A 13,981-nucleotide genomic window follows, 5' to 3' on the forward strand; every position below is an offset into this window, starting at 1 on the left:
CCCGTTCAGTTCGCGTGGTCGGTGTGCACGGTCACGACCGCGGAGAGCCCCGGGCGCAGCACCTGCTCGATGCCCGGTTGCGGATCGAGATGCACGCGCACCGGTACGCGCTGGACGATCTTCGTGAAGTTGCCGGTCGCGTTCTCGGGCGGCAGCACGCTGAAGGTTGCGCCGGTCGCGGGCGCCAGGCTGTCGACGCGGCCATGCAGGCGCGTGCTCGACGCATCGAGCGCGACGTCGACGCGATCGCCCGCGCGCATCTTGCGCAGCTGGTCTTCCTTGAAGTTCGCGTCGACCCACAGCCCCGACGCGGGCACGACCGTCAGCAGTGGCACGCCGACGTTCGCGAGCATCCCGACGCGGCCGGTGCGGTTGCCGACGTAGCCGTCGACCGGCGAGCGGATCGTCGTGTATTCGACGTTGAGCGCCGCGACGCGTTGTGCGGCGAGGGCCGTGTTCACGCGGGCCCGCGCATCGGCGAGCTGCGCGCCGAGCACGTCGAGCTGCCGCTTCGATGCGAGCAGTGCGGCGTCGCTGCGTGCGACGGCCGCATCCGCCTTCGAATAGTCGGCGTCCGCGCGTTCGACGATCTGGTTCGACACCGCCTCGGATTTGACGAGCTCGCGGTAGCGCACGCGGTCGGACGACGCACGCGTGAGTTCGGCCGACGACGCATTCCGGTCCGCCGCATGCTGGCCGATCACCGCGTATTGAAGTTGCTGCTTCGCATCGAGTTCGGCCACCGTGGAGCGCGCGCTGTCGACTTCCGCGGTCGCCTGCGCGAGCTTCGCATCGTAGTCGCGCGCATCGAGCTGCACGAGCACGTCGCCGGCCTTCACGCGCTGGTTGTCGGTGACGAGAATCCGGTCGACGAAGCCGTTCACCTTCGGCGCGAGCACCGTGACGTCGCCGCCGACATACGCATCGTCGGTGCTTTCCTGGAAGCGCAGCACGAACAGCCAGTCGAGCGCCGCGGCCGCGACCGCGACGACGACGGCGGCCACCGCGATCCGCATCCACGGCACGCGGCGTTGCTTTGCCGGCCGGTCGGTTGTGGCTGCCTCGCGGGAGGCAGCGGCTTGGGTCGTTTCCATCGATTCACCTATGTATATGCACTTATTGAAACGACCGACGACGCGTCGCCGATCGGGAAGAGGTGCTAGCGTTCCGGCAGGTTGTGCGTGATCCGGAACAATTCGTCTCTGAGGCGGGCCGCCCGGGCCGGCCCGAACCGCTGCTCGAACGCCTCCTGAGCGGCGAGCCAGTGCACCTGCGCGTCGGCGATCTTCGTTTCGCCGTGCGCGGTCAGCGCGAACGTCTGGCGGCGGCAACGCGGCTCGATCCGGCCCGTCACCAGCGCCGCGCCGACCAGCGGCTTGAGCGCGCGCAACAGTGCGGTGCGCTCGATCACCAGCACCGCCGACAGCGTCGCCATCGTCAGGCCCGGGCGCTCCCGCAGCAGCGCGAGGATGCTGTACTGCGACGGCGTGACGCCCGCCCGCGACAGGTAGCGCTCGTAGAACTGCGAGATCCGCCGCGCGGCTTGCCGGACCGCGAAGCAATCGTCATCGGTGAGCGTTGTCTTGTGCATGTGCACATATTAGGCGGCAGGATGGCCTGAAGCGAGGGGCGGGGCAGGATCAGATTGGTGTCGTGGCTGTACCAATCGGCGGCTGAACGGCGCGTGCCCGCGCCGGATCACGCCGCGGCCGGAACACGCCAGCCTTCGCGGTCGCAGTACGCGGCCGTGTAGTCGATGAATGCCTTGACTTTCGCGGGCAGCAGCGCGCGATTCGCGTAAGCGAGCTTGATTTCCACGAACGCGTCGACGAGGTCGGCGCCTTCGAGCAGCTGAACGAGCGTGCCCGACGCGAGTTCGGCTTCGACGAGCGTTCTCGGCACGACGCCGATGCCGAAGTCGTGCATCACCATTTCGCGGTTGAAGACGGGGCTGTTCGACGAGATGTCGAAGCTCAACGGCACGGTCAGCGTATCGCCGTCGACGCGGAACGACAGCGCGGGCCGGCGCAGCGACGGCGACAACGCCACGAACGCATGGCCGGCGAGCTCGGCCGGTGTGTCGGGGCGCGGATGCGCGCGCAGGTAGGCGGGCGTCGCGACGATCACCACCGGAATGCGTTCGATCATCCGCACCACGGTCGTCTCGCTCGTCAGCATGTACGGCACGACGATGCCGATGTCGTAGCCTTCGCCGACGAGGTCGACCGGGCGCTCGGTCAGCGTGACGTCGAGACGCACCTTCGGATGCGCGGCCTTGAAGCCGGCGATCAGCGGCACGAGCCGGTTCAGCGCGGCCGTCGTATGCGCGACGAGGCGCAGCAGCCCCTCGGGCTCGCGCGTGTGCGACTGCGCCTGCGCTTCCAGCGCGTCGAGTTCGTCGAGCACGGCCGCGCAGCGCTCGTAGATGCGCTCGGCGGTTTCGGTCAGCGACACCTGGCGCGTGGTCCGGTGCAGCAGGCGGCTGCCGAAGCGCGCCTCCAGATCCGCGACCGCCCGCGACACGACCGGCCGCGCGAGGCCGTGCATGTCGGCGGCACGCGTGAAGCTGCGCATTTCCACCACCGACCGGAAGATCCGCAGCTTGTCGATGTAGTCCATGTCCGTCTCCTCGAGGCGATGGCGGGGCGCCCGATGCATGCGGCCGGCCCCGGCCATTCCGTTAGGGCGGAGTGTACATTGACTTTATGCATATGCACATATAAATTGCCGATCATGAACGATATCCAGATGGCCCAGGCCTGCAACTGCCTCGCGCTGCGTCAGGCGGCGCGCTTCGTCACGCAGCTTTACGAGCGGCATCTGGCCCCGGTCGGGGTCACGCCCGCGCAGTTCTCGATCATGGCGAACCTGTCGCACCGGCCCGGCGTGGTGATGAGCGAACTTGCCGACCGGCTGGTGATGGATCGCACGACGCTGTTGCGTGCGCTGAAGCCGCTGCAGCGCGACGGCTTCGTCGCCGCGGCCGCGTCCGAGCATGATGCCCGCGCGCATGCGCTCAGCCTGACGAAACTGGGCGAGCGCACCTACGCGCAGGCGAAAGTCGCGTGGCAGGCCGCGCAGGACGAGTTCGAGACGCAGTTCGGCCACGGCCGGGCCAAGGCGCTGCGCGACGAACTGTTCAGCCTGACGGCGCAGCGCTAGGTGCAACGCGCGCGGTAGTATGACAAAAGCGATCCGGATCCACCGGACGAGACACGAGGAGCACCCCATGCTGCAGTTGAGCGAGCGCGACGACGCGATGTTGCGCGGCGCATTCGGCGACGGCGTCGCACGCGCGATGCGGATCGTCGCGCGCACGGCCGAAGTCATGTCGGCGCCGCACCTGATCGACATCACGTCCGCGCATATCGACGGCTGTCTTTACCACGGGCAGACGAGCCTCGACTTCGTCGAGTACTTCGTCGACACCGGCGCGCAGGTCGCGGTGCCGACCACCCTGAACGTCGGGTCGCTCGACCTGATCCATCCCGAGCTGTATCACGGCGACCGCACGATCCAGCGCGACGCGCAACGCCTGATGGATGCGCACCTGCAGCTCGGCTGCGAATCGAGCTTCACGTGCGCGCCGTATCAGCTGAAGAATCGTCCACGCCTGGGCGAGCAAATCGCGTGGGCCGAGTCCAATGCGATCGTGTTCGCCAATTCGGTGCTCGGTGCACGCACCAGCCGCTATGGCGACTTTCTCGATCTCGCCGCCGCGATCACCGGACGCGCGCCGTATGCGGGGCTGCACGTCGAAGCGAATCGCGCGGCGCGGATCGTGTTCAACGCGCCGGACTTCGGCAACCGGCCGTCGCGCGACATCTATTTCGCGGCGCTCGGATTGCTGATCGGCAGGATCGCCGGCGCGATCGTGCCGGCGATCGTCGGGCTGCCCGCGGACACCACCGAAGACGAACTCAAGGCGCTTGGCGCGGCCGCCGCATCGAGCGGCGCGGTCGCGCTGTTCCATGCGGTGGGCGTCACGCCCGAGGCGCAGACGCTCGACGCCGCGTTGCACGGGCAGGCGGCGCAGCGCACGGTCGATGTCGCGATGGCCGATCTCGACGAGATCCGCCGCACGCTGAACCACGGTGCGGCCGGCGATGCGCTCGTCGCGGTCGCGCTCGGCACGCCGCACTTCTCGCTGGCCGAATTCCGCACGCTCGACGCGCTGCTCGATCAGTTCGACGGCAAGCCGAAGTGCGATTTCTACGTGAACACGAGCCGCTTCATCCTGTGGGAGCTGGGCGAGCTCGGGCTTGCCCGCAAGTTCGACGCGCGTGGCGTCCAGATCGTCGTCGATACCTGCACGTACATCACGCCGGTGATGAAACAGCTGTCGGGCCTGGTGATGACCAACTCGGGGAAGTGGGCGTCGTATGCGCCCGCGAACATCGGCGTCACGATGGCATACGGCAGCATGCGCGAGTGCGTGCGTTCCGCGTTCGAAGGAAAGGTGCGATTCGATGACTGACGCAACGATCGGGAAACTGACGGGCGACACGCTCGTGCCGGGCAGCGCATGCGCGACGACCATCGTGCTCGACAAACCGCTCAGCTTCTGGGGCGGCTACGACTCGGGCGCGGGGCGGATCGTCGATCGCGGGCATCCGCAGGCGGGCGCGAGCCTGGCCGGCCGGATCATGGTGATGCCGCATGCGAAGGGCTCGAGTTCGAGCAGCAGCGTGCTCGCGGAAGCGGTGCGCAATGGCACGGGGCCGGTCGGGATCGTGCTGAAGGAGCGCGACCTGATTATCTCGATCGGCGCGATCGTCGCCGCCGAGCTGTATGCGATCGCGGTGCCGGTGGTGTGCGTGACGGACGACGTGTATGACGCGATCGTCGCCGCGACCGGCGAGGTGCGGATCGAGGCGGGTGATGGAGACGGCGGTGCGCGGATCTCCGTCGGCAACTGACGGGTAGCGTGTGGATCGTTCACGTCGGTGAGCCGCTGATCGATGCGCGCGAGGCGGTGGCGGTGCGCGGATCTCCGTCGACAGCTGGCGGGCAGCGCGTGGGTCGTTCACGTCGGCGAGGCGGGTCGGTGCGGGCGGCGGAACGCAAGCGCGCTCTTTCCGGCTTACTCGCGCGCCGGCTCGCCGGCTGCTTCGCGATACGCGCTCGGCGTCTGCCCGGCCCACCTCCGGAACGCCCGCGTGAAATTCGCCGGGTCGGTGAATTGCAGCCGCTCGGCGATCGTCTTCAGGTCGAGATCCGATGCTGACAGCAGCTGCTTCGCGTCGCGAAACCGGGCTTCGTCGAGCAGTTGCCGATAGCTCGCCCCGGCTTCCTCGAGCCGGCGCCGCAGCGTGCGCGTCGACACGAGCAACGCGTCTGCGAGCGCTTCCGGGCTCGAATAGTCGCCGGCCGTTCGCGCCAGTTCCGCGCGCACGCGCTCGACCAGATCGCCTTCGTCCTGGCGGACCTGCGCATACTCGCGTTCGACCTGGACGAGCGCCTGCCGGTGCGCGACTTCGTCGGCGAGCGGCAGCGGCCAGTCGAGCACGTCGCGCGCGATCCACAGCGCATTCGCCGCACAGCCGAATTCGACCGGCGGCAACTGGTCGCGATAACGCGCGAAATACTCGGGCTCGGGCCAGGTGAAGCGCAGCACGATCGGCGGCGTCGCGCGTCCGGACCACTGCGAGATGTTCTGCGCGAGCCCCGTCAGCACGAACTCGAACATCACGTGATGCTGCAGCACGGGGCTTGCCTGCACGCCGTGCAGTTCGAGCGTGGCACCGTGTTCGTCCTCTGCATAGGTCAGCCGGTATTGACGGTTGCGCATCCGGAAGTAGCGCTGCGTGACGACCAGCGCGTCGCGGATGTCCCGTGCGGTCAGCGTCGCATAGCCGAGGAAGCCGTGCACGGTCGGCTTCAGCAGCAGCCCGAACGCGAGCCCGATGCCCGGATCGCCGCCGATCTCGATCGCGTTGAGCACGAGCCGGCCCCATTGCGACGGCGCGACGCGCGCGTCCGGTTCGGCCAACACCGCGTCGCGCAGTCCGGTGCCCGCGCGCACGGCGGCCGGATCGACGCCGCGTGCGGCCAGCGCTTGCAGCAGCAGGCGCGTATAGGCGACCGGAATCGTCGGCCGGCGGAGCCCGAGGTGGTCCTTGCGTGACGGGGAGGTCATGTCGATTTGGCCGGAAATGACAAGCATTATGGCTGTTTGGCCCCTCACGTTCAAGGCGGCGCGCGCCTACGATGACATGCATCGCTTATCGGCAGAATCATCATGACGACTTCCTTTCCCCACCTGCTCGCGCCGCTCGACCTCGGCTTCACCACGCTGAAGAATCGCGTGCTGATGGGGTCGATGCACACGGGCCTCGAGGACAGCCGCAAGACGCTGCCGCGGCTCGCCGACTATTTCGCCGAGCGCGCGCGCGGCGGCGTCGGCCTGATCGTGACCGGCGGCTTCGCGCCGAACGTGGCTGGCTGGACCAAGCCGTTCGGCGGCACGCTGATGACCTCGGCCGGCGCGCGACGGCATCGCGTGATCACCGACGCCGTGCATGCGGACGACGGCAAGATCGCGCTGCAGATCCTGCATACCGGCCGCTACGGCTACCACCCGTTCGCGGTCGCGCCGTCGAAGATCAAGTCGCCGATCTCGCCGTTTGCGCCGCACGAACTCGGCGCGCGCGGCGTCGAGCGGCAGATCCGCGCGTTCGTCCGCTGCGCGCAGCTCGCGCGCGAGGCCGGCTACGACGGCGTCGAGATCATGGGTTCCGAGGGCTACCTGATCAACCAGTTCATCTCGATGCATACGAACAAGCGCACCGACCAGTGGGGCGGTTCGTACGAGAACCGGATCCGTCTGCCGATCGAGATCGTCGAGCGCACGCGCGAAGCGGTCGGGCGCGACTTCATCCTGATCTACCGGCTGTCGATGCTGGACCTGATTCCGGACGGCAGCGACTGGAGCGAGACCGTGCAGCTCGCGAAGGCTGTCGAGCGGGCGGGCGCAACGATCATCAACACGGGTATCGGCTGGCATGAGGCGCGCGTGCCGACGATCGCGACGTCGGTGCCGCGCGGCGCGTTCGCGTGGGTGACGAAGAAAATGAAAGGCGAGGTCGGCATCCCGCTCGTGACGACCAACCGGATCAACCGGCCCGAAGTGGCCGAGCAGATTCTCGCGGACGGCTGCGCGGACATGGTGTCGATGGCGCGCCCGCTGCTCGCGGATGCCGAGTTCGTCGTCAAGGCCGCGCAGGGCCGCGCCGACGAGATCAACACCTGCATCGGCTGCAACCAGGCGTGTCTCGACCACGCGTTCAAGAACCAGATCGCGTCATGCCTGCTGAACCCGCGCGCATGTCACGAGACCGAGCTGACCTACACGCGCGTGCAGCAGCCCAAGCGCATCGCGGTGGTCGGCGCCGGGCCGGCCGGGCTTGCGTGCTCGACCGTGCTTGCGCAGCGCGGCCACCACGTCGACCTGTTCGACGCGGCATCGGAGATCGGCGGCCAGTTCAACATGGCGAAGCGGATTCCGGGCAAGGAGGAGTTCGACGAAGCGCTGCGGTACTTCGGCCGTCAGGTCGAGCTGACCGGCGTGAACCTGCACCTGAACCGCCGCGTCGACGCGAGCGACCTGATCGCGGGCGGCTACGACGAGATCGTGCTCGCGACCGGCGTGGCGCCGCGCGACCCGAAGATTCCCGGCCAGGACGGCCCGAACGTGCTCAGCTATATCGACGTGCTCGCCGGCAGGCAGCCGGTCGGCCGGCGTGTCGCGGTGGTCGGCGCGGGCGGCATCGGCTTCGATGTCGCCGAATATCTGGTGCAGGACGGCGAGTCGCCGACGCTCGATCTGGAAGAGTGGAAAGCGGAGTGGGGCGTGACCGATCCGGCCGCGACGCGCGGCGGCGTGACGCGCGCGCAGGTCGCGGCGCCGGCTCGCGAAGTGACGCTGCTGCAGCGCAAGGCCGCGCCGCTCGGCAAGGGGCTCGGCAAGACGACCGGCTGGATTCACCGCGCGACGCTGAAGATGAAGCAGGTGAAGATGGTCGGCGGCGTGAACTACGAACTGATCGATGCGCGCGGGCTGCATGTGTCGTACGGCGAACAGCGTACCGATCACGAACTGATCGAAGCCGACACGATCGTGCTGTGCACGGGGCAGGAACCGCAGCGCGCGCTGCTCGCGCCGCTGCAGGCGGCCGGACGCTCGGTGCACCTGATCGGCGGCGCCGAACTGGCGGCCGAGCTCGATGCGAAACGTGCGATCGATCAGGGCTCGCGGCTCGCGGCGCGGCTGTAACGGACAATCGTTTCGGGTGTCGGGACGGCGTGCCTGGCGCGGCGGTGGCTGGCCTGCGCGACGGCTTGCAACTTTCCGTCCGACGACCCGGCATCCTGGGCGCGCCGACGGCGTGGAACGGATGCACCGCGTCGCCATGCAACGTGGCGACGCGATTCCGGCAGACTTCGCTCGTTACCGGCCGGCGTACGTCAGGCCGCTTCCGCCCGCTCTTCCTCTTCCGCTTCCAGCATCGCCTTGACGATCAGATAGACGGCCGGCAGGTCGTCGTCGTCGCGACGCCAGTCGACCGGCTCCTCGATGTCCGCGGCGACCAGCCGGCTGTCGCGCAGGCGGATGAACGCGTCGACCACCGTCGGATCGTTGCGGCTCAGGAAACCGGTGTTCGAGAACGCGAGTTCCTCGACGTTCAGCAGCGCCTGCCAGCTCATCGTGCGGACGGCGGCCGGATGGGTGCGGCGTCGCAGGCCGAGCGCGCGTTGGGCAGGACCGCCCACGACACGCTGCAGGTCGACGACTGCCCGCTGCGCGGCACGCTCGAAGTGGACGGGGTTGAAGCCGGGTTGCTCGGGATCGAATGCGGATGACTGGAACATGGTCGCCTCACAAAAGTCCGTCCGTCATGGGTGGCTGACGGAATTCGGGTCAAATGGTGCAAAAGCACTGTAAATATATACAGTGTTCGAGGCGGTTTCAAGTCCTGAATGCACAGGCATGTGCGACGACCCGGTTCGGACGAGCGGAGAGGTGGGAGCGCATTCGTCCGGCAAGCGATTTACACCGACGCGGCGATCGTTTCCCGCAACCACCGATGCGCCGGATCGCGATGCACGCGTTCGTGCCACAGCATCGACATTTCGTAGCCGGGGATCTCGACCGGGGCCTCCACCACGCGCAACGCGGGCGTACCGCGCACCAGACGCTCGGGCAGCATCGCGACGAGGTCGGTGCTGGCGACGGCGGACATCACGAACAGGAAATGCGGAACGGACAGCACGACACGCCGCGCGGCCCCCACTTTCGCGAGCGCTTCGTCCGTCACGCCGAAGAAGCCGCCGCCGTCGGGCGACACGATCACGTGTTCCAGCGCGCCGAACTGCGCGAGCGTCGGGCGCCGCTTCAGTTTCGGATGACCGGCGCGGCCGACGAGCACGTATCGCTCGACGAACAGCGGCAGGCGTCGCATCCCTTCCGGCGAACCCTCTGTCGTGTGGAAGGCCAGGTCGATACCGTTGCGCTCCGCGTCCTGCTCGATGCGCGGCGGCACGAGCTCGACGACGGCGAGCCGCGTAGCGGGCGCGGCCGAACGCAGCGCGTTCAGCGCGGGCAGGACGATCGTCGATTCGCCATAGTCGGTCGCGGCCACGCGCCACGTATTCGTCGCGGTTGCCGGATCGAACGGCGTCGCCGTCAGCACCGCGCGCTCGAGCGCGTCGAGCGCGTCCCGCAGCGGCTCGCGCAGCGTTTCCGCCCGTGCGGTCGGCCGCATCCCGCGCGGCCCCGGCAGCAGTAGCGGGTCGCCGAACAGGTCGCGCAGTTTCTGCAACTGCACGCTGACCGATGGCTGCGACATGTTGAGTTTTTCGGCCGCCCGCGTGACGTTGTGCTCGACGAGCAGCACGTCGAGCGTGACCAGCAGGTTCAGATCCAGTCGTTTTAGATTGTTCATGGCTATACCTGGAATATCGGGAATTCATTTCCAATATACCTGCGGCGACGGCATCCTGCAGTCATTCAATCAACGGAGCAGTGAACATGAACGTGCTGATCGTCTATGCCCATCCCGAACCGCGCTCGCTGAACGGTGCGTTGCGGGATTTCGCGGTCGAGCATCTCGAAGCGGCAGGCCATGCCGTGCAGGTGACCGATCTGTATGCGATGAACTGGAAGGCCGCGTTCGACGCGGACGACGTGACCGACCGTGCGCCCGACGCGCGCTTCGATCCCGCGCTCGATTCGAAGCGCGCGTTCGAGACGGGCACGCAGCGTGACGACATCGCGCGCGAACAGGACAAGCTGAAGTGGGCCGACACGGTGATCCTGCAGTTTCCGCTGTGGTGGTTCTCGATGCCGGCGATCATGAAGGGCTGGGTCGAGCGGGTGTATGCGTATGGTTTTGCGTATGGCGTCGGCGAGCATTCCGACCAGCACTGGGGCGACCGTTACGGCGAAGGTTCGCTTGCGGGCAAGCGCGCGATGGTGATCGTCACGACGGGCGGCTGGGCGTCGCACTACAGCGCGCGCGGCATCAACGGGCCGATCGACGACGTGCTGTTCCCGATCCAGCACGGGATCCTGTATTACCCGGGGTTCGAGGTGCTGCCGCCGTTCGTGATCTACCAGACGCACCGGATGGACGACGCGCGTTTCGATGAAACGCGTGCGGCGCTGGGCAAGCGTCTGGACGAACTGTCGACCGCGCAGCCGATTCCGTTCCGCCGGCAAAACGCGGGCGACTACGACATTCCGGCGCTGACGCTGAAGGCGGAGATCGCGCCGGAGAAGGTGGGGTTTGCGGCGCATCTGGCGCACGGGCGGTGATCGCGCACGGTCATGACCGATCAAGGCGCCGTTCGACGCGCAGGCGGCCCGGCGGCTCGAAGTAGGTGCCGAAGCGGACGAGCCCGGCGTTCTTCAGATGGCAGGTCATGTCGAAGCTGACCAGGATGCCGGGATCGCGGTTGTCGACGATCCCGATGTCGATCGAGCGAATGCGCGGCTCGTACTTCAGCAGCGTCGCTTCCATCTGCTGCTTGAGCAGGTGCGACGATGCGGGCAGTGCCTTGTAGATGTTCGTCAGGTCCGGCAGTCCGTAGTCGGGCAGGTGCTTGAGTGCACCTGCCCGCGTATTGAGGATGCGGCGAACGTTCTGCTGCACGCTCAGGCATTCGAGCGTTCGGTCGTCGTATGCGCAGATCGGCTCGCCGCCGATCTGGCCGAGCAAGATGTCGTAGAGGGAGGGGCCGGCGGTCATCGGCGGCTCCATCGCTCGGCGTCGTTATCGACCGCCGCGGGTGCATCGACGAAGTCGATCGTCAACGCGCCTTCGGCCGTCGTGGACAACGAGATCCGCCGTGGCGTGATACCCGATGCCATGCGGGCGAGCAGTTCGCGGGAAACGACCGGGAGCACGCGCTGGTTCAGGAATGCGTCGACGCTGCGTGCACCGGAATCCCGCGACAGGCAGTGCTGCGCGATCGATTCGATCAGATCGTCCGCGCACGCCAGCGTCACGGCATGTTGCCGGTGCAGGCGTCCGGCGATCTTGTCCAGTTTGATTCGCACGATCGACGCGAGCGTCGCGGCATCGAGCGGCCGATAGACGAGCGTCTGAAAGCGCGCGAGCAGCGCCGGCTGAAAATGCGCGACCAGTCGCGGATGAATGGCATCACGCAACGCGGCTTGCGTGATCGAAGGATCGTCGGCCGTCGCGTCGTCGATCTGCGCACTGCCGAGATTGGACGTCATCACGATCACGCAGTTGCGGAAATCGATCTCGCGCCCTTCGCCGTCGCGCATCGTGCCGCGATCGAATACCTGATAGAAAATGTCGAGCACATCGCGATGCGCCTTCTCGACTTCGTCCAGCAGCACGACGCTATACGGGCGCTGGCGCACGGCTTCGGTGAGAACGCCGCCGCGTCCGTACCCGACGTAACCGGGCGGCGAGCCCTTGAGCTGCGACACCGTGTGCGCTTCCTGGTACTCGGACAGGTTGATGGTCGTCAGTGCGGCATCGCCGCCGAACAGCAGATCGGCGAGTGCCAGTGCGGTCTCGGTCTTGCCGACGCCGGATGGCCCGGCCAGCAGGAACACGCCGAGCGGCGCGTGTTCGCTCTTCAGGCCGGCCTTGGCGGTGCGCAGGCTCTCCGCCAACGCGCCGATCGCATCGTCCTGTCCGACCACGCGTGTCGCGAGCGTCGACTCGAGCGCGAGCAGGCTTCGCAGTTCATCCTCGACGAGATTGCCGACCGGTACGCCCGTCCATTCGGCGACGACCCGCGCGATGGATTGCGCGTCGACGTCGGGGAAGATCATCGGCGTTTTGCCCTGAACGGTCGACAGCGCGTCGAGCGTGTTGGCAACGGCTGTCGGGTCGGGCTCCTGATCGGTCGAGCCACGGAGGGTACGCAGGATGCCGACGAGTTCGCGTTCTCGCATGAACTGGCTGAGCAGTCCATCGGCGGTGCCGCGGACGTCTTCGTGTTCCGTGTCGATCGCGATGAGCCGTCCGGCGACGTCGGCGATGCCGGCGCGGGCGTCCGCATCGAGCGCGGCGCGCTCCAGTTCGAGCGCCTCGAGCGTGGCGCGCGCCTGCTGCAGCTCCGCCGGCGGTACGTCGAGCGCCATCCTCACACGTGCGGCCGCCGTATCGATCAGGTCGACGGCTTTGTCCGGAAGTTGCCGGGCCGGAATGTAGCGGCGCGACAGCCGCACGGCCGCGACGATCGCTTCGTCGCGGATGTGGACGTCATGATGCTTCGCATAGCGGCTCGCGAGCCCGCGCAGCATCAGGCAGGCCGCTTCGTCGTCCGGCTCGTCGACCTTGATGAGCTGGAAGCGCCGCTCGAGCGCGGCATCGCGCTCGAAGTATTCCTTGTATTCGGCCCACGTGGTGGCCGCGATCGTGCGCAACTCGCCGCGTGCGAGCGCCGGCTTGAGCAGGTTGGCCGCGTCGGCACCGCCCGCCGCGTTGCCTGCACCGATCAGCGTATGCGCTTCGTCGATGAACAGCAGGATCGGCGTCGTCGCAGCCCGTACCTCGTCGATCACGTTCTTCAGCCGCTGCTCGAACTCGCCTTTCACGCCCGCCCCGGCCTGAAGCAAGCCGAGATCGAGCGTCAGGATGCGTGTGTCGCGGATCGTATCCGGCACGCTGCCGTCGACCACGCGCAATGCGAGTCCTTCGACGAGCGCGGTCTTGCCGACGCCCGGCTCGCCGACCAGGATCGGATTGTTCTTGCGGCGGCGCGCGAGCACGTCGATCATCTGCCGGATTTCGCGGTCGCGTCCGAATACGGGATCGATCTCGCCACGGCGGGCCTTTTCGGTCAGGTCGAGTGCGAAGCGGGCGAGCGCGTCGTGCTCGATCGCGCGCGCGGACGCGTCCTGCGCGGAGGGGGGCGACGTCGTCATTCCGTCGGCGGCTAGCGTGTCGGCCGGGGCGATTTCGCGCGTCGATACGGGTTCGTCAACGGCGTTTTCGCAGGACCGTCTTCCGAGCCGGGGCAGCACGCGACGGATCTGGACGCTGGAGATGGACAGCAACGGCCATGCCCGCTGGGTGCGCAGCACGTGCGGCGCGTCGACGACGGCCTGCAGCAGATGCCCGGAGCGAATCGTGCCGTCGGGATCGTCGGCCATCGCATGCGTCCATGCGTCCTCGATCACCGTGGCGAGTTGTCGCGACAGCGCCGGCATGCCGCGCAACGTGCGTGGCGTGCGGTCGATCACGTCGAGCATGGCATCCCAGACGGCGTCGATATCGAGATCGTAGTGGCGCAGAAGCGCGGGAATGTCGCCGTCGTCCGCTTCGATCAGCTTCAGCACCCAGTGTTCGACCGCGATTTCGTCCGCGAGCCGGGTCTGGCAAAGGCTCGCGGCGGCCTCGAGCGTGCGCGTGCAGTGGGGATTGAGGCGACGAATGAGATGGGAGGCGTCCCGAAGAGGCGGCGTCATGTCGATAGCGGGTCAGGAAGGGAAGAG

13 protein-coding genes are annotated in these 13,981 nt (G+C 67.6%); 5 read left to right on the forward strand and 8 right to left on the reverse strand.

Annotated elements, in window-relative coordinates:
* Positions 1 to 5 precede the first annotated feature (5 nt).
* From U5771_RS02470 to U5771_RS02480, 3 genes are all read right to left on the reverse strand, one after another.
* The gene (locus U5771_RS02470; protein WP_322022491.1) at positions 6 to 1,094 is read right to left on the reverse strand and encodes an HlyD family secretion protein; all 1,089 of its coding nucleotides are present in this window, start codon (positions 1,092 to 1,094) and stop codon (positions 6 to 8) included.
* A 65-nt stretch (positions 1,095 to 1,159) separates the two neighbouring features.
* Positions 1,160 to 1,591, reverse strand: a complete 432-nt coding sequence (locus U5771_RS02475; protein WP_322022492.1) for a MarR family winged helix-turn-helix transcriptional regulator — start codon at positions 1,589 to 1,591, stop codon at positions 1,160 to 1,162.
* Between the two features lie 107 nt (positions 1,592 to 1,698).
* Complete coding sequence (locus U5771_RS02480; RefSeq protein ID WP_322022493.1) at positions 1,699 to 2,619, reverse strand: LysR family transcriptional regulator; 921 nt, start codon at positions 2,617 to 2,619, stop codon at positions 1,699 to 1,701.
* Between the two features lie 114 nt (positions 2,620 to 2,733).
* On the opposite strand from U5771_RS02480, the gene U5771_RS02485 reads away from it, so the two are divergent.
* The 3 genes from U5771_RS02485 to U5771_RS02495 all read left to right on the forward strand — a co-directional run bounded on the left by U5771_RS02485 (position 2,734) and on the right by U5771_RS02495 (position 4,919).
* Positions 2,734 to 3,162, forward strand: coding sequence for a MarR family winged helix-turn-helix transcriptional regulator (locus U5771_RS02485; protein WP_322022494.1), 429 nt, complete (start codon positions 2,734 to 2,736; stop codon positions 3,160 to 3,162).
* A 67-nt stretch (positions 3,163 to 3,229) separates the two neighbouring features.
* Positions 3,230 to 4,477: an aconitase X gene (locus U5771_RS02490; RefSeq protein ID WP_322022495.1), complete on the forward strand. Its 1,248-nt coding sequence runs from the start codon at positions 3,230 to 3,232 to the stop codon at positions 4,475 to 4,477.
* On the forward strand, positions 4,470 to 4,919 hold the full coding sequence (locus U5771_RS02495) for an aconitase X swivel domain-containing protein (protein ID WP_322022496.1): 450 nt from the start codon (positions 4,470 to 4,472) through the stop codon (positions 4,917 to 4,919). The genes U5771_RS02490 and U5771_RS02495 overlap by 8 nt, the downstream gene beginning before the upstream one ends.
* Before the next feature lie 164 nt (positions 4,920 to 5,083).
* Here U5771_RS02495 and U5771_RS02500 read toward each other — a convergent pair whose 3' ends face one another.
* Positions 5,084 to 6,166: an AraC family transcriptional regulator gene (locus U5771_RS02500; RefSeq protein ID WP_322022497.1), complete on the reverse strand. Its 1,083-nt coding sequence runs from the start codon at positions 6,164 to 6,166 to the stop codon at positions 5,084 to 5,086.
* Positions 6,167 to 6,241: 75 nt separating this feature from the next.
* Between U5771_RS02500 and U5771_RS02505 the strand changes: the two genes are divergently transcribed.
* Positions 6,242 to 8,275, forward strand: coding sequence for an NADPH-dependent 2,4-dienoyl-CoA reductase (locus tag U5771_RS02505; RefSeq protein ID WP_322022498.1), 2,034 nt, complete (start codon positions 6,242 to 6,244; stop codon positions 8,273 to 8,275).
* A gap of 191 nt (positions 8,276 to 8,466) precedes the next feature.
* On the opposite strand, the gene U5771_RS02510 is transcribed toward U5771_RS02505, so the two are convergent.
* Positions 8,467 to 8,871 (reverse strand): DUF2471 family protein, encoded by a 405-nt coding sequence (locus tag U5771_RS02510; protein ID WP_322022499.1) that lies wholly within the window; start codon positions 8,869 to 8,871, stop codon positions 8,467 to 8,469.
* Positions 8,872 to 9,050: 179 nt separating this feature from the next.
* Positions 9,051 to 9,944 (reverse strand): LysR family transcriptional regulator, encoded by an 894-nt coding sequence (locus U5771_RS02515; protein WP_322022500.1) that lies wholly within the window; start codon positions 9,942 to 9,944, stop codon positions 9,051 to 9,053.
* 86 nt (positions 9,945 to 10,030) lie between these two features.
* On the opposite strand from U5771_RS02515, the gene U5771_RS02520 reads away from it, so the two are divergent.
* Positions 10,031 to 10,816: an NAD(P)H-dependent oxidoreductase gene (locus tag U5771_RS02520; protein ID WP_322022501.1), complete on the forward strand. Its 786-nt coding sequence runs from the start codon at positions 10,031 to 10,033 to the stop codon at positions 10,814 to 10,816.
* Between the two features lie 10 nt (positions 10,817 to 10,826).
* On the opposite strand, the gene tssE is transcribed toward U5771_RS02520, so the two are convergent.
* Complete coding sequence (gene tssE / locus U5771_RS02525; RefSeq protein WP_322022502.1) at positions 10,827 to 11,249, reverse strand: type VI secretion system baseplate subunit TssE; 423 nt, start codon at positions 11,247 to 11,249, stop codon at positions 10,827 to 10,829.
* Positions 11,246 to 13,954 carry a type VI secretion system ATPase TssH gene (tssH, locus tag U5771_RS02530; RefSeq protein WP_322022503.1) on the reverse strand — a complete coding sequence of 903 codons (2,709 nt, stop codon included), beginning with the start codon at positions 13,952 to 13,954 and terminating at the stop codon, positions 11,246 to 11,248. Before tssH ends, tssE begins: the two co-directional genes overlap by 4 nt.
* Between the last annotated feature and the right edge of the window lie 27 nt (positions 13,955 to 13,981).

It is taken from the genome of Burkholderia sp. BCC1977, assembly GCF_905339595.1.
In the GTDB taxonomy this organism is placed as follows: domain Bacteria; phylum Pseudomonadota; class Gammaproteobacteria; order Burkholderiales; family Burkholderiaceae; genus Burkholderia.

Coding starts and splice junctions, on each gene's coding strand:
- U5771_RS02500 (WP_322022497.1), bottom strand. CDS start 6,166: ATGCTTGTCATTTCCGGCCAAATCGACATGACCTCCCCGTCACGCAAG.
- U5771_RS02505 (WP_322022498.1), top strand. CDS start 6,242: ATGACGACTTCCTTTCCCCACCTGCTCGCGCCGCTCGACCTCGGCTTC.
- U5771_RS02470 (WP_322022491.1), bottom strand. CDS start 1,094: ATGGAAACGACCCAAGCCGCTGCCTCCCGCGAGGCAGCCACAACCGAC.
- U5771_RS02510 (WP_322022499.1), bottom strand. CDS start 8,871: ATGTTCCAGTCATCCGCATTCGATCCCGAGCAACCCGGCTTCAACCCC.
- U5771_RS02515 (WP_322022500.1), bottom strand. CDS start 9,944: ATGAACAATCTAAAACGACTGGATCTGAACCTGCTGGTCACGCTCGAC.
- U5771_RS02490 (WP_322022495.1), top strand. CDS start 3,230: ATGCTGCAGTTGAGCGAGCGCGACGACGCGATGTTGCGCGGCGCATTC.
- U5771_RS02475 (WP_322022492.1), bottom strand. CDS start 1,591: ATGCACAAGACAACGCTCACCGATGACGATTGCTTCGCGGTCCGGCAA.
- tssE (WP_322022502.1), bottom strand. CDS start 11,249: ATGACCGCCGGCCCCTCCCTCTACGACATCTTGCTCGGCCAGATCGGC.
- U5771_RS02495 (WP_322022496.1), top strand. CDS start 4,470: ATGACTGACGCAACGATCGGGAAACTGACGGGCGACACGCTCGTGCCG.
- U5771_RS02520 (WP_322022501.1), top strand. CDS start 10,031: ATGAACGTGCTGATCGTCTATGCCCATCCCGAACCGCGCTCGCTGAAC.
- U5771_RS02485 (WP_322022494.1), top strand. CDS start 2,734: ATGAACGATATCCAGATGGCCCAGGCCTGCAACTGCCTCGCGCTGCGT.
- tssH (WP_322022503.1), bottom strand. CDS start 13,954: ATGACGCCGCCTCTTCGGGACGCCTCCCATCTCATTCGTCGCCTCAAT.
- U5771_RS02480 (WP_322022493.1), bottom strand. CDS start 2,619: ATGGACTACATCGACAAGCTGCGGATCTTCCGGTCGGTGGTGGAAATG.